This window comes from Stenotrophomonas sp. AGC87, from assembly GCF_057333975.1.
The window spans coordinates 1-16535 of sequence record NZ_JBHFHW010000037.1 but is presented as its reverse complement, the minus strand read 5'-3'; the positions used below and the strand labels follow the sequence as shown (position 1 = coordinate 16535).

The window sequence follows — 16535 nt, the reverse complement described above, 5'->3', positions numbered from 1 at the left end:
TTCAGGGCTGCGGCTTGCGCTGCAGTTGCGAGTCGATGTCACCGCTGACGAAACAGTGCGGAAAGCTGAAGGAACTGGTGGCGGTCAGGTGGGCAAGCAGGCGCGTGCGAGCGGCCTGGAATTCTTCCTTGCTGGCCAGCGGACCTCCTGATTCGCAATCGCACGATGCCGCGCCCGCCTCGGCGCTGATGGTCGCCAACGCGGCAGCGGGATCGGCCTGGAACAGGGTACGGAACGCGTCGTCGCTGCTGAGCAGATCCAGCAGCTGTACGGCATCGTTGGAGGAAAGCGGCGGAGAAGTGCTGGTCATGTGGCATGTCTCGGAGATAGCGGAGGGAAGGAGGGGGCGTACGCGCAGGCCGGGGTATGACGTTACATCCGCGATCGATAGCGGCCGGCCCGTGAAGCGCTTGAGTCGTTCGGTGATCATCGGTCTTCATCTTTGGCGATCCCGGCCGACACACTGGAACACGCGATGCTTCCCTTTCTGGCTGCCCATGCACGATACCCTCCACCTGCGCCGATGCCGCACCCTCTACCTCGAGCCCCGACAGCAGACCTCATTCGATCTGCGCGCGCTGGTATCCGGTGGCACGGGCATGACCCTGCGCAGTGTCTGGACGGCGCTGGCACCGCACCTGCCGGCGCCGGTCGAGCTCACTGAGTCACAGGTGCTGCTGCTGGGACGTCTCGACCCGGAGCGATGGAAGCCATGGCCCGCCGGGGAAGATGACAACGATCTTCGCTACCTGCTGACGCATGGGCTGGTCCAGGCACAGGGAGCAGATCGCGACGCGTTGGCTCAACGTGAAGCGCAGCTGCGGCAGGTGCCGTGGTGGGGACCTGCCGCGATGCTCCATTGGCAGGGCCGCTGGCAGGGCGAGGACAGCGTGAAAGCCCTGGAATCGGCGGGGCTGCACACAGCGGCGGGGCTGCGCGCACACCTTGGACCGCCACCGCCTGCGTTGGCTCCCCATGCCGGAGAACCTCGCCGCCTGCCACGCCAGCCCGAGGAGGCGTTCGACCGCAGCCTGCGCGAGCGCAGCACCTGCCGCAACTTCGATACGGCGCAGCCGCTGCCGCTGGCCGAGCTATCACGACTGCTGCAGCGCACCCTGGCTGAAACAGGACGGCAGGTAGTCGAAGAAGACGCGGTGTTTCTCAAAAAGAACGTACCGTCCGCCGGGGGCCTGCATCCCACCGAAGCGTATTTGCTGGTGCAGCATGTCGAGGGTCTCCAGGCGGGTCTGTATCACTACGATCCTGCCTCGCACGGCGTGTCCGCCCTGCCTTCCGATGCGCGGTCCATGGCAGAGCTGGCGGCGTTGTTCACCGCAGGCCAACACTGGTTTGCCGATGCGCCGGTGCTGATCGTGCTGGCACCCCGGTTCGCCCGCACCTACTGGAAGTACCGCCACCATGCCAAGGCCTACCGCGCGGTGATCCTGGATGTTGGTCACATCTCGCAGCTGCTCCTGACCTGCGCGACCGAACAGGGCCTGGGGGCCTTTGTTACGGCCGCGATCAACGAACAGGATATCGAGCAGGTGCTCGGCATGGACCCCATGCAGCTCAGTCCGCTCGCCGTGTGTGGCGTAGGCTGGCGGGCACAGCAGATGTCGACCTCGGAGTTCGACCCCGGCGGCCAGGTGTGGACGCCGGTACTCACTGCCGAGCCGCCATCCGGGTGACTCACCCCGCCTCGAAATCCACCAGCACCGCTCCATCACCCACCTGATCCCCGGCCTTGACCCGGTAACCCTGCACGGTGCCATCGGCCGGTGCCTGCAGCGTGTGCTCCATCTTCATCGCCTCCAGCACCAGCAACGGCGCGCCGCGTTTGACCGCCGTGCCCGGTGCCACCAGTGTGGCAACGATACGGCCCGGCATCGGCGCGACCAGGCTGCCGGCATCGGCGACGGACTGGTCCGCTTCGCTGACCGGATCATGCAGGGTGAAGCGCTGCACGCCCTCGCTGCCGAACAGGTACAGCTCATTGCCATCACGGATGACGGTGGCACGGTGCAGCTGCTCGCCGATCTGCACGCGCAGCGCATCACCGGCCAAGCGGCCGCTGCCCTGCAGCGCGTTGCCCTCCATGTGCACGGTCCACTGTTCGCCCGCGCCCTGCACGGCCACGCTGCGCTGTGCACCCCGGTGCTCCAGCGTCAGCGCGCGTGCGGCGGCCGCGCCAAGGCGCCAGCCGTCCTGGGCCTGCCACGGTGAGTGCGGGTCACGCGGATCACGGCTGGCGGCTTCGCTGGTGGCTACGCCGGCGATCGCGGCCAGCGCCCAGAGTGCAGGATCGCTGTCGCCGTCGTTCGGGGCCAGGGCGGCCTGCTCGCGCTCGATCAGCGCGGTGTCCAGCTTGGCCTGGGCGAACGAATCGGTCATCACCAAGCGGCGCAGGAACGCGGCATTGGTGGTCACGCCGACCACTTCGCACTCGGCCAACGCCTGCTGCATGCGGCGCAGCGCGGCGTCGCGGTCGACGTCCCAGACGATCAGCTTGGCAATCATCGGGTCGTAGAACGGGGTGATCGCATCGCCCTGTTCGACTCCGGCGTCCACGCGCACGTGCGCGGTGTTGGCCGGCAGGCGCAGGTGGCGCAGGGTGCCGGTAGAGGGCAGGAAACCGCGGTCGGCGTCTTCGGCGTACAGGCGGGCTTCCAGTGCATGCCCGCGGATCTGCAGCTGATCCTGCTGCAGCGGCAGCGGTTCACCGCTGGCCACGCGCAGCTGCCACTCGACCAGGTCGGTGCCGGTGATGCACTCGGTGACCGGGTGCTCCACCTGCAGGCGGGTGTTCATTTCCATGAAGTAGAAATCGCCATCCGGCCCGGCGATGAACTCCACCGTGCCCGCGCCGACGTAGTTGACCGCGCGCGCGGCATCGACGGCGGCCTTGCCCATCGCGGCGCGGCGCTCGGGCGTCATGCCGGGCGCGGGCGCTTCTTCGAGCACCTTCTGATGGCGGCGCTGCACCGAGCAGTCGCGCTCGAACAGGTACACCACGTTGCCGTGGCTGTCGCCGAACACCTGGATCTCGATGTGGCGCGGACGCTCGACATACTTCTCCACCAGCACGTGTGCGTTGCCGAACGCGGACTGCGCTTCGCGCTGGCAGCTGGCCAGCGCCTCGGTGAAGGTCGCGCTGTCATCCACGCGGCGCATGCCCTTGCCACCGCCGCCGGCGCTGGCCTTGATCAACACCGGGTAGCCGATGCTGTCGGCCTGCTTGCGCAGGAACTCGGGGATCTGTTCGTCGCCGTGGTAGCCCGGGGTGAGCGGCACGCCGGCCTGCTGCATCAGCGCCTTGGCCGCGCTCTTGTCGCCCATCGCGCGGATCGCCGCAGCGGAGGGGCCGATGAACACGATGCCCGCCTCGGCGCAGGCCTGCGCGAAGCCGGCGTTCTCCGAGAGGAAGCCGTAGCCGGGATGGATCGCCTGCGCGCCGGTGCGGCGGGCGGCCTCCAGAATGGCGTCGCCGCGCAGGTAGCTCTCACGCGCCGGCGCCGGGCCGATCGCGATGGCCTCGTCGGCCAGGCGCACGTGGCGCGCGTTGCGGTCGGCGTCGGAGTACACCGCCACGGTGGCGATGCCCAGGCGCTGGCAGGTAGCGATGACGCGGCAGGCGATTTCGCCACGGTTGGCGATCAGGATCTTGGTGAACATGGTGGTCTCGTTGCGCGGGCCAGGGGCGGCGGTGCCAGGCGGCACCGCCTGTGCATTACATGCGGAACACACCGAAGTCGGTCTTCTTCGCCGGGGCGTTGAGGCTGGCCGACAGCGCCAGGCCCAGCACACGACGGGTGTCGGCCGGATCGATCACGCCGTCATCCCAGAGGCGGGCGCTGGCGTAGTACGGGTGGCCCTGCGATTCGAACTGCTCGCGGATCGGCGACTTGAAGCCGTCTTCTTCCTGGGCCGACCACTGCCCGCCCTTGGCTTCGATGCCATCGCGCTTGACCGTGGCCAGCACGCTGGCGGCCTGCTCGCCGCCCATCACGCCGATGCGCGCGTTCGGCCACATCCACAGGAAGTTGGGCGAATAGGCGCGGCCGCACATGCCGTAGTTGCCGGCACCGAACGAGCCGCCGATCACCACGGTGAACTTGGGCACCTTGGCGCAGGCCACGGCCATGACCAGCTTGGCCCCGTCCTTGGCGATGCCGCCGTGCTCGTACTTGCGGCCGACCATGAAGCCGGTGATGTTCTGCAGGAATACCAGCGGAATGCCGCGCTGCGTGCACAGTTCGATGAAGTGCGCGCCCTTCAGCGCGGACTCGGAGAACAGGATGCCGTTGTTGGCGATGATGCCCACCGGGTAGCCATGCAGGTGCGCGAAGCCGGTGACCAGGGTGTTGCCGTAGCGCGGCTTGAACTCATCAAAGCGCGAATCGTCGACCAGGCGCAGGATCACTTCGCGCACGTCATAGGGCTTGCGCGTGTCGGCCGGGATCACGCCATACAGCTCGTGGGCCGGATGCCGCGGTTCCACCGGGGCCTGCACCGCCAGCGCCGGTTCGGGCTTGCGCCAGTTGAGCTGGGCGATGATCGCGCGGACCCGGGCCAGCGCCTGCAGGTCGTTGTCGGCCATGTGGTCGGCCACGCCGGAGATGCGCGTATGCACATCGGCACCGCCCAGTTCTTCGGCGGTGACCACTTCACCGGTGGCCGCTTTCACCAGCGGCGGGCCGCCGAGGAAGATGGTGCCCTGCTCGCGCACGATCACTGTTTCATCGCTCATCGCCGGCACGTAGGCGCCACCGGCGGTGCAGCTGCCCATCACGCAGGCGATCTGCGGAATGCCCTGCGCGGACAGGTTGGCCTGGTTGTAGAAGATCCGGCCGAAATGGTCGCGGTCCGGGAACACCTCGTCCTGCAGCGGCAGGAACGCACCGCCGGAATCCACCAGGTAGATGCAGGGCAGGCGGTTCTGTTCGGCCACTTCCTGCGCGCGCAGATGCTTCTTGACCGTCATCGGGTAGTAGGTGCCACCCTTGACCGTGGCATCGTTGGCCACGATCACGCATTCCACGCCCGAGACCCGGCCGATGCCGGCAACCACGCCGGCGCTGGGGATCGGGTCGCCATACATGCCGTGCGCGGCCAGCGGGGCGATTTCCAGGAAGGCGCTGCCCGGGTCGAGCAGGGCATCGATGCGGTCGCGCACCAGCAGCTTGCCGCGTGCGGTGTGCTTGGCGCGTGCCGCTTCGCTGCCACCCAGCGCGGTCTGCGCCAGGGTGGCGCGCAGGTCATCGACCACCGCCTGCAGCGCGGCGCGGTTGGCCTCGAAGGTGTCGCTGCCCGGTTGCAGCTGGGTGCTCAATACGGTCATGGCAGGGCCCTTACTTGGTGCGCTGGAACAGTTCGCGGCCGATCAGCATGCGGCGGATCTCCGAGGTGCCGGCGCCGATTTCATACAGCTTGGCATCGCGCCACAACCGCCCGGTCGGGTACTCGTTGATGTAGCCGTTGCCGCCGAGGATCTGGATCGCCTGGCCGGTCAGCCAGGTGGCCTTCTCGGCCGAATACAGGATCGCGCCGGCCGCGTCCTGGCGCGTGGTGCGGCCCTGGTCGCAGGCGCGTGCCACCGCGTAGACATAGGCGCGGCAGGCGTTGAGGCCCACGTACATGTCGGCCAGCTTGGCCTGGATCAGCTGGAAGGTGCCGATCGCCTCACCGAACTGCTTGCGCTCGTGCACGTACGGCATCACCACGTCCATGGCCGCAGCCATCAGGCCGAGCGGACCACCGGAGAGCACCACGCGCTCATAGTCCAGACCGGACATCAGCACCTTGACGCCACCGCCGACCACACCGAGCACGTTGGCTTCGGGTACTTCGCAATCCTGGAAGACCAGCTCGCAGGTGTTGGAGCCGCGCATGCCGAGCTTGTCCAGTTTCTGCGCCGTGGAGAAGCCCTTCATGCCCTTTTCGATCAGGAACGCGGTGATGCCCTTGGCGCCGCCATCCGGATCGGTCTTGGCATAGACCACCAGCACATCGGCATCCGGGCCGTTGGTGATCCACATCTTGTTGCCGTTGAGCACGTAGTGATCACCGCGCTTGTCCGCGCGCAGCTTCATCGAGACCACGTCCGAGCCGGCGCCCGGTTCGCTCATCGCCAGCGCGCCGACCAGCTCGCCGCTGCACAGGCCGGGCAGGTAGCGCTTTTTCTGCTCTTCGTTGCCGTTCTTGCGCAGCTGGTTCACGCACAGGTTCGAGTGCGCACCGTAGGACAGCGCGATGGCACCGGAGGCGCGTGAGATCTCTTCCATCGCCACCACATGCGCGAGGTAGCCCATGCCGCTGCCGCCGTATTCCTCTTCCACGGTCAGGCCGAGCAGGCCCTGCTCGCCGAGCTTGCGCCACAGCGCATTGGGGAACAGATTCTCTTCGTCGGCCTGGGCCGCCAGCGGCGCGATTTCAGCGGAGGCAAAATGGGCCACGCTCTGGCGCAGCAGGTCGATCTCTTCGCCGAGATCGAAGTTCATGGTCGGGACGTGCATGGGCGACTCCGCAACAACAAGGGATGGGACGCGCCGGGAGGGATGGACGGGCTGACAGGGCCGTCCCGCGGGCGATGTGCCCCCAGCGTAGCCGGGTTCGACAAAGAAGTGAACACAAATTCAAAAATTGAACATAGAATCAACAAATGGCCTATAAACGCTCCGCCCTGATGGAAGAACGCCTTGCCGGCGCCCGCGAACGCATCCTGCTGGCGACCCGCGCGCTGGTGGCGGCCGGCGGCTACCGCAATGCCCCGGTGACTGCCGTGGCGGCCGAAGCCGGGGTCTCCACCGGCCTGATCTACCGGCACTTCCCCTCCAAGGCCGAACTGTTCGTGGAGGTGCTGACCGCCGCCGTCGAGCACGAACTGCGCATCTTCGAGGCGATCGCGGCCGAGCCGCTGCCCGCGCCCGAGCGCCTGCGCCGGGCGATCACCGCCTTCGTGCGGCGCGCACTGGCCGGCCCCGGGCTGGCCTATGCCTTCATCGCCGAGCCGGTGGATCCGGAAGTGGAAGCCGAGCGCATCCGCTGCCGCCGTCTGTTCGGCGATGTGTTCCGGCGCATCGTCGCCGATGGCGTGGAGGCAGGCACCTTCCCGCAGCAGGACACCCATGTCGCAGCGGCCTGCATCGTGGGCGCGTTCACCGAGGCGCTGGTCGGCCCGACCGCGCTCAGCCGTGACGCGCACGGTGATGAAGATGCGCTGGTCGAGTCGATCTGTGTTTTCTGTCTGCGAGCCGCTGGCGCCTGAGCCGCGCCGATGCTGCATTGCGACACCCGGCGGTCGCTTGCGCAGCGCCGCCGACGCTGGTCATACTCGGCCGACAAGCCGTGGTCCAACGACTACCAGCCAGGGGTATAGAGAGTGCGGAATTACGACCTCGAGTTCCTGAAACGCTTTTCCATGGTCATCGCGCTGCTGATGGCCATCACACTCGGCCTCATCATCTTTGCGGCCTACCTGCATACCAGCATTCCCCCTGAAGTCTCGCCGATGGCGGCCAAACGTACCGAGCAGCGCATCGCGCCGGCCGGTGCGGTGTACGCCGGCAGCACCGGTGCTGCCGCGCAGGCCGCCGCCCATGCCGCCGCGCTGGTCAAAGCCGCCTCGCAGGTTGCCTACGGCGGTACCACCGACGGCAAGGTGATCTACGACAATCTCTGCACCGCCTGCCATACCAATGGCGTCGGCAAGGCGCCGACGCTGGATCACGGGCATTGGGATGCGCGCATCGCCCAGGGCAAGGACACGCTCTACAAGCACGCGGTGGAGGGCTATACCGGCCCGGACGGTGGCATCATGCCGCCCAAGGGTGGGAATCCGGCGCTGACCGAGGAGCAGATCCATGCCACGGTCGATTGGATGCTCGCCAACCTGAAATGACGGCTTTGCCGGATCAGGCCACCGACGCCGCCGAAGGGCGGCGTTTCACTTTATATGGTTAGCCTTGTCGCACTTCCCTGGAGTCCTGCTTCCGATGCGCCGTACCCCCCTCGTGTTCGCTCTCGCGCTGGCGTTGTCCGGCGCGGTCCATGCCGCTCAGCCGCAGCCCGCCACCTCGCCGCAGGTGCGTCCGGCGCCGACCACGTCGGCCACGGTCACCCTGACCGCGCCGCCGCCCGACTGGCGCACGCTGGATGGCCAGCAGGTCCGCATCGCCGCGCCACTGACCCTGGCCGGTACCGATGGCCTGTCGCGCTTTGGTGAGTTGACCGTGGCCTTTGGTGGTCGCCTGTGGCAGCCGAGCGAAGTGGCCGCACCCGGCACCCCGGAGCACGCCCATGAGGTGGCCGACAACCTGCGTCGCCGGCTGGTGCTGGACGATGGCAGCGACGCCCGCGATCCCGGCCCGGTGGCCTACCTGCCGGCGGCCGCGAACCTGCGCACCGGCATGGTCCTGCGCAAGGTGGAAGGGATCGTCCGCATCGATCCCAAAGGCAACGCCCGCCTGCAGGTGACCCGGCCCCTGAACCTGCCGGCGCTGGAGCGCCCGGCGGTACCGGTGGTGGCCGGGGCCCTGCATGTGGCGGCGTTCAACCTGGAGAACTTCTTCAATGGCGACGGCCAGGGCGGCGGTTACCCGACCCTGCGTGGCGCCCGTACCGTGGCCGAACACCAGGCGCAGAAGACCAAGCTGGTCGCCACCATCAACGCCCTCGGTGCCGATGTCGCGGCGCTGATGGAACTGGAGAACGACGGCTACGGCCCGCAGTCGGCGATCGCCCAGCTGGTTGATGCGCTCAATGCGGACCGGGGCAAGGGGGCCGACTGGCGTTTCATCGACGCGAAGCAGGGCCCGGGTGACAACCCGATCCGGGTCGGCATCATCTATCGCGCGTCGCGCGTGACCCCGGTCGGCGCCCCCGCCGTGCTGGAGAAGGAGCCCTTCGGCGAGCGCAGCCGCGTGCCCCTGGCGCAGGCCTTCCGTGCGGGCAAGGGCGCGCCGTTCGTGGTCGTGGCCAATCACTTCAAATCCAAGGGCTGCTCCGAAGCGACCGGCGCCGATGCCGATCAGAAGGACGGCCAGGCCTGCTGGAATGCCACCCGGGTCGCCTCGGCCACGCTGCTGGACCAGTGGCTGGCGACCGATCCCACCGGTGCGGGTACCCGCGATGCGGTGCTGCTGGGCGACTTCAACGCCTACGCGATGGAAGACCCGATCCGCACCCTGCACGCGGCCGGCTGGCGGGATGCGTTCGCGGTGGCGAAGGTCGAACGGCCTTACAGCTATGTCTACAACGGCATGACCGGCCGGTTGGACCATGCGCTGTTGAGCCCGGGCATGGCCAAGCGCCTGCGCGCGGCGGCAGAGTGGCACATCAATGCCGACGAGGCCGACGATGTCGGCTACCGCGACCGCAACGAAGCGGGCCCGTGGCGCAGCTCGGACCATGATCCGCTGCTGCTGGGGTTTGATCGCTGATTCTGCGGCGTCACCTCATCGCCAGTAGTAGCGTTCGATCCGGAAGGTGGCGCGGCACCCGTTGTCGACCCAGAGGTCGCTCCGATCCTGGCCCCAGTCGCGGCCGTACTCGCAGGGCGAGCGCGAATCCCGGCTGATCAGGTGCACCGTGTCCTTTGCCGAAATCTGTACGTTGCAGCGTTGGAAACGGTGGTCACTACTGTGGCAGCTCACCACCTCTGAATCCGGCCGGCCGCTTCCGACGGGATACGCGGGGGGATAGGTCGGGTAGTGGGATGGTGGCGGGTAGGCCGGCGCAGTGAAATCCGGGAATCCCCCCAGGCTGGCACAGCCGCCCAAGGTCAGGCATGCCAGTAATGTCAGTAGCGGCGCAGAGGGTGGTCGTGTCACAGGAGATTTCCTGGCCAGTGCAGACCCGCGAGTCTATGCAGTGGGGTCAACGACTTGGCAGATGCGAATGTGATCTGCGTCGACGGATCAATCGAAACATCGTGTCGCGACCGCGCAGTTGGTTGCATCAATGAAGCTGTTCGCGGCCTACCACGTTCCCCACGCGATCAACCCGATCGCCACCACGGCCAACCCCAGGCCCACCCGGTTCCACACACTGGTGCGCTCGCCGAAACCGACGATGCCCACCAGCGCGCCCAGCACCACCACGCCGATGTTCATGCCGGCGAACACCACCGCCGGGCTGTCCGGCAGATGCTGGTGGGCGCGTACGTAGAACAGGATGTTGCCGAAGTTGAGCAGGCCGAGCAGGGCGCCGCCGACCCCGTTGCGCCACTGCAGCCGGGCGATCCCGCGCAGGTGGCGCCATAGCTGCAGCGCCAGCATCAGCACGAAGGCCAGACTGAAACTGACCAGAAGTGCCGCCATCGAAGGCGTACCCGACAACGCCACCTTCTTGAGCAGGATGTCGACCAGGGCGTAGCCCACCCACACCGCCAGCAGCCACGGCCAGGCCCGCCCGCCAGTGGGTTCAGCCGCCCCGGCGCGCGGGCGCACGCTGATCCCCAGGATCGCCAGCAGCCCCAGCCCCAGGCCGGCCAGCTTCCAGCCGTTGGCGGTCTCGCCGAACACCAGGAACGCAGCCAGCAGCGAAAGCAGCAGCGACAACCGCTGGGCCACATCGCTGCGCACGATCCCGGCGCGGGTCACCGCGCGGGCCATCATCAGGAAGATCGCCGGCAGCGCCACGGCCAGGCAGAGCAGGGCGGCCCACGGCGCGTGCGGGGTCTGCAGCGAGGCCAGCGAGGGCTGCAGCAGCACCGCGCTGAGCACGCTGGCGACCAGATAATTCCAGGTCACCACCTGCGGCATGTCCAGCCGCTGGCGCGGCGCCAGCTTCAGCAGGACCGACACCAGCACGCTGCAGAGAACGCTGAAAACCAGAAAGTGCATGTACGGATCCGGCGGGGCGGCGGTGAAGCACGCGGAGGGACGGTATTATGACGCCATGCACAATCCCCCATTTCCCCAAGAAAGCGGTGCGCTGACGCTGGACGGACCGGTCGGTCCGCTGGATGTCGTGGTTGATCTGCCCGAGGCCGATGTCGCGGTACAGCCGGTGGTGGCGATCGTCTGCCACCCCCTGTCCACCGAGGGCGGCAGCATGCACAACAAGGTGGTGACCATGGCGGCGCGCTCGCTGCGCGACCTGGGCATCGCCACCGTGCGCTTCAACTTCCGCAGCGTCGGCGATTCGGCCGGTACGTTCGACAACGGCGTGGGCGAGCAGGAGGACCTCAAGGCCGTCGCCGCCTGGGTCCGTGCGCAGCGGCCGGGCCAGGACCTGTGGCTGGCCGGTTTCAGCTTTGGTGCGTACGTCTCGTTGCGCGCCGCGGGCGACCTGCAGCCGACCACGCTGATCTCGATCGCGCCGCCGGCCGGGCGCTGGGACTTTGAGGGTATGCAGCCCCCGGCCCAGTGGCTGGTGATCCAGGGCGAGGAAGACGAGATCGTCGATCCGCAGGCGGTCTATGACTGGCTGGACGGCCTGGACGCACCGCACGAACTGGTGCGCATGCCCGATACCAGCCACTTCTTCCACCGCAAGATCGTCGACCTGCGCGGCGCGCTCATCCACGGCGTCAAGCAGTGGCTGCCCAACCCCGCCCCCGACGCGGCATGAGCGACACCGTGATGACCCCGTCGCAGCGCTACGCCGATGGCGTGGCCCGGGGCGAATGGCAGAACGACCCGGCCCAGCACGCTGCCCTGGCCGAGCTGGACCGCATCCACCTGGCGCTGGTCGACAGCGCGCAGGATGGCTGGCTGGACCGCCTCTCCGCGTTCTGGAAGAAGCCCGAGCCGGTCAAGGGCCTGTACTTCTGGGGCGGGGTGGGGCGCGGCAAGACCTTCCTGGTCGATCTGTTCTATGACGGCCTGCCGATCGAGCAGAAGTACCGCACCCATTTCCACCGCTTCATGCGCGGCATCCACGAGCGCCTGCGCGAACACCAGGGGCAAAGCGATCCGCTGGCGAAGATCGCCCAGGAGTGGCGCAGCAAACTGCGCGTGCTGGTGCTGGACGAATTCTTCGTCACCGACATCGGTGATGCGATGCTGCTGGCGCGCCTGCTCGAGCGCATGTTCGCCGAGGGCGTGACCCTGGTGACCACCTCCAACACGGCGGTGGAAAACCTGTACCTCAACGGCCTCCAGCGCGACAGCTTCATGCCCGCGATCGGGCTGCTGCAGACCTACTGCGTGGAGCTGTACGCCGAAGGCACCGAGGACTACCGCATGCGCGCGCTGACCCGTTCGCCGGTGTACCAGTCCCCGATCGATGCCGGCAGCGATGCCTGGCTGGCCGGCCGCTGGGCCGAGCTCAGTGGTGGGCAGCCGGCCAAGGCGGGCAACATCGAGATCGAGGCGCGCAAGATCCCGGTGCGTGGCCGCGGCAAGAGCATCGTCTGGTTCGATTTCAAGGCGCTGTGCGAAGGCCCGCGTGGCCCCTCGGATTACATTGAGATCGCGCACGAGTTCAACACCGTGCTGCTCGGTGACATCCCGCACTTCGACACACTCAACGAAGATGCTGCGCGCCGCTTCGTCAACCTGATCGACGAGTTGTACGACCGCCACGTCAACCTGGTCTGCACCGCGACCGATTCACCCGTCGGGCTGTATTCGGGCGTCCGGCTGCAGGGCGCGTTCGAACGCACCGCCTCGCGCCTGATCGAAATGCAGAGCGCGGAGTACCTGGGCACCCCGCACCGCGCGTAGCTCCACGCCGGGCCTGGAAAGGCCGTGATGTAGATCCACGCCATGCGTGGATGCGTTCTACAACGGGGGCAGCACCAGCGCATCCCCGCGCGGCTGTTCGTGCGCGATCGGCGCGGCCGCGTCCTCGTCGCGGTCCATCACCATCATCGCCAGCGGCTTGCCCTGGTAGCGCACCTCCAGCGACTGCTGGATCGCATCCAGCGCCAGCACCTGCGTGCACAGCGACTGTGCCTGTGCCTCCAGCGCCTGCCCACGTGCCTCCATGCGGCGCTCCAGGTCGGCCTCCATCGTCTCGGCGCGGGCCTCGATCCGGTCCGAGCCGCCGGTCAGCATCGTCCACAGCACGCCGCGCGCAAGCGAGCCGGACAAGCGCTCGGCCGCGTCCTGCACATGCCGGTCGAAGCCCTCCTCAAATACCGCCTGCTCCCAGATCCCGCGTCCCAGGGTGCGGGCCACATAGGCGTGTGCATCGCGCCGCAGTCGCTCCACCCGTCGCTGGGTGCCGCCGCTGCCGGTCATGATCTCCACCGTGGCCCCCAGTGCATCGAAGGCGATGTCCGTGGCTTCCCCGGCCACCCCGGCCACGGCAGGCACCAACTGGCGGGTGCCCCATTCGAGCTGGCGCAGGCGCTGGGCGTCGGCGTTGCTGACCGGGATCGGCTGGCGATCGATGTTCAGCTCGCCATCGTGGAAGAAGATCTCCGCCGGCACCTGCTCGCGGTTGCGCAGCCAGATCCCGCCGCTGTCCACCAGCACGTTGTAGGGGGTGCTCACCCCGCACTGGCGCGAGGAGAGATCCGGCGCGTTGGTCTCGCCCGCCGCGGCGGTACCGGCCAGGGTCAGGCCCAACATCAGACAGCCGGTCAGGGGCAGGCGCATGGTCGCGTTCATATAAAGGAGGCAACCTGAGCGTGGCACCCCGGGGCCAGCCCGGCGCGGGTCGGAAGTCACCCTGACCGGCGGCCATTCGTTAGGGCTGCGTGAGGCCCGCTGTTCCGTTTTTCGCGACCCTCCGTCGCATCCGGTATCGACGTTTTGGCCTTGACTGCGCACTCGCTTTCGACGGGTCCAGACCGTTCGTCGGACGCCCTTCAGGCCCGGTCCTTGCGCCGCAAGGGATTGGGGAAATTCACTACATTTGGCGTTGACGACACTTGGTACCCCCACTATCTTGTGGCCGTCGGTACCGCCGACCACAAGTCGACGGGAGTATTGCCTTCACGCCGATGGCCTGAAGACCTACTGACAACCGCACGAAGTACAGCGTGTGGTGCCGGTCGCAGGATTCTCCGGGGGGAGAGGACCGGTGACGCAGGGGAACCGCCCGCAGGCTTGCCTGCCCGGGTCGCGGCTCCTGCGACGCCGATAGTCCACCCTGAGCATCTCTGCATCGGTTCCGGCGCCTGCCAGGCAGACCCCGCTGTACCACCCCAAATCACGCCAAGAGGAAAACGCCGTGAGCACCGAAACCAGCGCAGCTATCGATAAGGAAAGCGAATTCCTGCTGACCTCGCCGCCAACGGCGACCGCCATGAGCGTGACCAAGCGCAATGGCACGACCGAACTGGTGGACCTGAACAAGATCGTGCGCGCTGTACAGCGCTGCTGCGAAGGTCTGCATGCGGTGGATCCGATGCGCGTTGCGACCCGCACCATCTCCGGCCTGTACAACGGCGCGACCACCCAGGAGCTGGACGAACTGTCCATCCGCACCTCGGCGCTGCTGATCGGTGAAGAGCCCGAATACGGCCGCCTCGCCGCGCGCCTGCTGGCCAACTTCATCGCCAAGGAAGTGTCCGGCCAGGAAATCCATGCGTTCTCGCAGTCGGTGGGCCGCGGCCACGAAGTCGGCCTGATCAACGCACGCCTGCTCGAGTTCGTGCAGATCAACGCCCGCAAGCTCAACGACGCGATCGATCCGTCGCTGGACCTGCATTTCGATTACTTCGGCCTGCGTACCCTGTACGACCGTTACCTGCTGCGTCATCCGCACACCCGCAAGGTGATCGAGACCCCGCAGCAGTTCTTCCTGCGCATCGCCAGCGCGCTGAGCGAAGACGTGCCGGAAACCCTCGCGCTGTACAAGCGCATGGGCAACCTGGATTACCTGCCGTCCAGCCCGACGCTGTTCAACTCCGGCACCACGCATGAGCAGCTGTCCTCGTGCTTCCTGCTGGATTCGCCGCAGGATTCGCTGGAGTCGATCTACGCCAAGTACGGCGATATCGCCCAGCTCTCCAAGTTCAGCGGCGGCATCGGCGTCAGCTACAGCCGCGTGCGTTCGCGTGGTTCGCTGATCAAGTCGACCAACGGTCATTCCAACGGCATCGTGCCGTGGCTGAAGACCATGGATTCGTCCGTGGCGGCGGTGAACCAGGGCGGCAAGCGCAAGGGCGCGGCCTGTGTGTACCTGGAAACCTGGCACGCCGATATCGAGGACTTCCTCGAACTGCGTGACAACACCGGCGACGAATCGCGCCGTGCGCACAACCTGAATCTGGCCAACTGGATCCCCGACCTGTTCATGCAGCGTGTCGAGGCCGACCAGGAATGGTCGCTGTTCGATCCGAGCGTGGTGCCCGAGTTCACCGATCTGTTCGGCGAAGCCTTCGAGCAGGCCTACCTGCAGGCCGAAGCCCAGGGCAAGGCGCAGCGCACCATCTCCGCACGCAAGCTGTACTCGCGGATGATGCGTACCCTGGCCGAGACCGGCAACGGCTGGATGACCTTCAAGGACAAGTGCAACCGCGCCAGCAACCAGACCCTGCGCCCGGGCAACGTGATCCACCTGTCCAACCTGTGCACCGAAATCCTGGAAATCACCTCGGCCGAAGAGACCGCGGTGTGCAACCTGGGCTCGATCAACCTGGGCAATCATTTCGACGGCCACGGCGAGTTCGATTTCGACAAGCTGGCCGACACCGTGCGCCTGGCCGTGCGCCAGCTCGACCGTGTGATCGACCTGAACTTCTACCCGATCGAAACCGCCCGCCGCGGCAACCTGCGCTGGCGTCCGGTCGGCCTGGGCTGCATGGGCCTGCAGGACGTGTTCTTCCGCAAGCGACTGGCCTTTGACAGCGCCGAAGCCCGCGCGCTGTCCAAGCAGATCGCCGAAACGATCTACTTCCACGCGCTGGAAACCTCGTGCGAGCTGGCCCAGGAACGCGGCAAGCACCCGTCCTTCGCCGACACCCGTGCGGCCAGCGGCGAGCTGCAGTTCGATGCCTGGAACGTGGTGCCCGAAGACACCGCACGTTGGGATGCCCTGCGTGAGCGCATCAAGGAACACGGCCTGCGCAACTCGCTGCTGATCGCGATCGCCCCGACCGCGACCATCGCCTCGATCGCCGGTTGCTACGAGTGCGTCGAGCCGCAGGTCTCCAACCTGTTCAAGCGCGAAACGCTGTCCGGCGATTTCCTGCAGGTCAACCGTTACCTGGTGAACGAGCTGAAGAAGCTCGGCCACTGGACCCCGGAAATGCGCGACGCGATCAAGCTGGCCGAAGGCTCGATCCAGGGCATCACCCAGATCCCGGAAACGCTGCGCCACATTTACCGCACCGCCTGGGAACTGCCGATGCGTTCGCTGATCGACATGGCCGCCGACCGCGGCGCGTTCATCGACCAGTCCGCCTCGCTCAACCTGTTCATGGAAAGCCCGAACATCGGCGCGATGTCCTCCATGTACATGTACGCCTGGAAGCAGGGCATCAAGACCACGTACTACCTGCGTTCGCGCCCGGCGACCAAGATCGCCAAGACGACCGTCAGCAGTTACACCCCGGTCGAAGCCGTCGCCTGCTCGCTGGAAAACCCGGAAAGCTGCGAGGCGTGCCAGTAAACAAGGCGTGGCGGCCCCCCCGG

General features: G+C 67.2%; 14 protein-coding genes. 7 read left to right on the top strand and 7 right to left on the bottom strand.

The window, feature by feature from the left end:
* Position 1: 1 nt before the first annotated feature.
* On the bottom strand, positions 2-310 hold the full coding sequence (locus tag ACE026_RS14645; RefSeq protein ID WP_070474300.1) for an NHLP-related RiPP peptide: 309 nt from the start codon (positions 308-310) through the stop codon (positions 2-4).
* A 187-nt stretch (positions 311-497) separates the two neighbouring features.
* Between ACE026_RS14645 and ACE026_RS14640 the strand changes: the two genes are divergently transcribed.
* Positions 498-1691 (top strand): putative peptide maturation dehydrogenase, encoded by a 1194-nt coding sequence (locus tag ACE026_RS14640; protein ID WP_486039553.1) that lies wholly within the window; start codon positions 498-500, stop codon positions 1689-1691.
* A 1-nt stretch (position 1692) separates the two neighbouring features.
* Here the strand turns inward: ACE026_RS14640 and ACE026_RS14635 are convergent, their stop codons facing one another.
* From ACE026_RS14635 to ACE026_RS14625, 3 genes are read right to left on the bottom strand one after another with little or no spacing between them, the layout of a single operon-like run.
* Positions 1693-3675: an acetyl/propionyl/methylcrotonyl-CoA carboxylase subunit alpha gene (locus ACE026_RS14635; RefSeq protein ID WP_486039552.1), complete on the bottom strand. Its 1983-nt coding sequence runs from the start codon at positions 3673-3675 to the stop codon at positions 1693-1695.
* 55 nt (positions 3676-3730) lie between these two features.
* On the bottom strand, positions 3731-5341 hold the full coding sequence (locus ACE026_RS14630; RefSeq protein WP_486039551.1) for a carboxyl transferase domain-containing protein: 1611 nt from the start codon (positions 5339-5341) through the stop codon (positions 3731-3733).
* A gap of 10 nt (positions 5342-5351) precedes the next feature.
* On the bottom strand, positions 5352-6515 hold the full coding sequence (locus ACE026_RS14625; RefSeq protein WP_102788830.1) for an isovaleryl-CoA dehydrogenase: 1164 nt from the start codon (positions 6513-6515) through the stop codon (positions 5352-5354).
* 146 nt (positions 6516-6661) lie between these two features.
* Between ACE026_RS14625 and ACE026_RS14620 the strand changes: the two genes are divergently transcribed.
* The 3 genes from ACE026_RS14620 to ACE026_RS14610 all read left to right on the top strand — a co-directional run bounded on the left by ACE026_RS14620 (position 6662) and on the right by ACE026_RS14610 (position 9440).
* On the top strand, positions 6662-7267 hold the full coding sequence (locus ACE026_RS14620) for a TetR/AcrR family transcriptional regulator (RefSeq protein WP_176990198.1): 606 nt from the start codon (positions 6662-6664) through the stop codon (positions 7265-7267).
* Positions 7268-7381: 114 nt separating this feature from the next.
* Complete coding sequence (locus tag ACE026_RS14615; RefSeq protein ID WP_070474313.1) at positions 7382-7900, top strand: c-type cytochrome; 519 nt, start codon at positions 7382-7384, stop codon at positions 7898-7900.
* Between the two features lie 94 nt (positions 7901-7994).
* Positions 7995-9440: an ExeM/NucH family extracellular endonuclease gene (locus ACE026_RS14610; protein WP_486039550.1), complete on the top strand. Its 1446-nt coding sequence runs from the start codon at positions 7995-7997 to the stop codon at positions 9438-9440.
* Between the two features lie 15 nt (positions 9441-9455).
* On the opposite strand, the gene ACE026_RS14605 is transcribed toward ACE026_RS14610, so the two are convergent.
* Complete coding sequence (locus ACE026_RS14605) at positions 9456-9830, bottom strand: DUF3011 domain-containing protein (protein ID WP_486039549.1); 375 nt, start codon at positions 9828-9830, stop codon at positions 9456-9458.
* Between the two features lie 147 nt (positions 9831-9977).
* Positions 9978-10844: an EamA family transporter gene (locus tag ACE026_RS14600; RefSeq protein ID WP_486039548.1), complete on the bottom strand. Its 867-nt coding sequence runs from the start codon at positions 10842-10844 to the stop codon at positions 9978-9980.
* A gap of 55 nt (positions 10845-10899) precedes the next feature.
* Here ACE026_RS14600 and ACE026_RS14595 point away from each other — a divergent pair, with 55 nt between their 5' ends.
* Positions 10900-11574 carry an alpha/beta hydrolase gene (locus ACE026_RS14595; RefSeq protein WP_486039547.1) on the top strand — a complete coding sequence of 225 codons (675 nt, stop codon included), beginning with the start codon at positions 10900-10902 and terminating at the stop codon, positions 11572-11574.
* Entirely contained in the window at positions 11571-12671 is a 1101-nt protein-coding gene (zapE, locus tag ACE026_RS14590; protein ID WP_486039546.1) for a cell division protein ZapE, read from the top strand. The genes ACE026_RS14595 and zapE overlap by 4 nt, the downstream gene beginning before the upstream one ends.
* Positions 12672-12728: 57 nt before the next feature.
* Here the strand turns inward: zapE and ACE026_RS14585 are convergent, their stop codons facing one another.
* Positions 12729-13550, bottom strand: coding sequence for a DUF2884 family protein (locus ACE026_RS14585; protein WP_486039545.1), 822 nt, complete (start codon positions 13548-13550; stop codon positions 12729-12731).
* Between the two features lie 577 nt (positions 13551-14127).
* Between ACE026_RS14585 and ACE026_RS14580 the strand changes: the two genes are divergently transcribed.
* Positions 14128-16512, top strand: coding sequence for a ribonucleoside-diphosphate reductase subunit alpha (locus ACE026_RS14580; RefSeq protein ID WP_486039543.1), 2385 nt, complete (start codon positions 14128-14130; stop codon positions 16510-16512).
* Positions 16513-16535: the final 23 nt, after the last annotated feature.

Excerpts from the sequence above, each read along its gene's own strand:
- ACE026_RS14640 (WP_486039553.1), top strand. The coding sequence starts at position 498 with ATGCACGATACCCTCCACCTGCGCCGATGCCGCACCCTCTACCTCGAG.
- ACE026_RS14645 (WP_070474300.1), bottom strand. The coding sequence starts at position 310 with ATGACCAGCACTTCTCCGCCGCTTTCCTCCAACGATGCCGTACAGCTG.
- ACE026_RS14600 (WP_486039548.1), bottom strand. The coding sequence starts at position 10,844 with ATGCACTTTCTGGTTTTCAGCGTTCTCTGCAGCGTGCTGGTGTCGGTC.
- ACE026_RS14630 (WP_486039551.1), bottom strand. The coding sequence starts at position 5,341 with ATGACCGTATTGAGCACCCAGCTGCAACCGGGCAGCGACACCTTCGAG.
- ACE026_RS14620 (WP_176990198.1), top strand. The coding sequence starts at position 6,662 with ATGGCCTATAAACGCTCCGCCCTGATGGAAGAACGCCTTGCCGGCGCC.
- ACE026_RS14585 (WP_486039545.1), bottom strand. The coding sequence starts at position 13,550 with ATGCGCCTGCCCCTGACCGGCTGTCTGATGTTGGGCCTGACCCTGGCC.
- ACE026_RS14625 (WP_102788830.1), bottom strand. The coding sequence starts at position 6,515 with ATGCACGTCCCGACCATGAACTTCGATCTCGGCGAAGAGATCGACCTG.
- ACE026_RS14635 (WP_486039552.1), bottom strand. The coding sequence starts at position 3,675 with ATGTTCACCAAGATCCTGATCGCCAACCGTGGCGAAATCGCCTGCCGC.
- ACE026_RS14610 (WP_486039550.1), top strand. The coding sequence starts at position 7,995 with ATGCGCCGTACCCCCCTCGTGTTCGCTCTCGCGCTGGCGTTGTCCGGC.
- ACE026_RS14595 (WP_486039547.1), top strand. The coding sequence starts at position 10,900 with ATGCACAATCCCCCATTTCCCCAAGAAAGCGGTGCGCTGACGCTGGAC.
- zapE (WP_486039546.1), top strand. The coding sequence starts at position 11,571 with ATGAGCGACACCGTGATGACCCCGTCGCAGCGCTACGCCGATGGCGTG.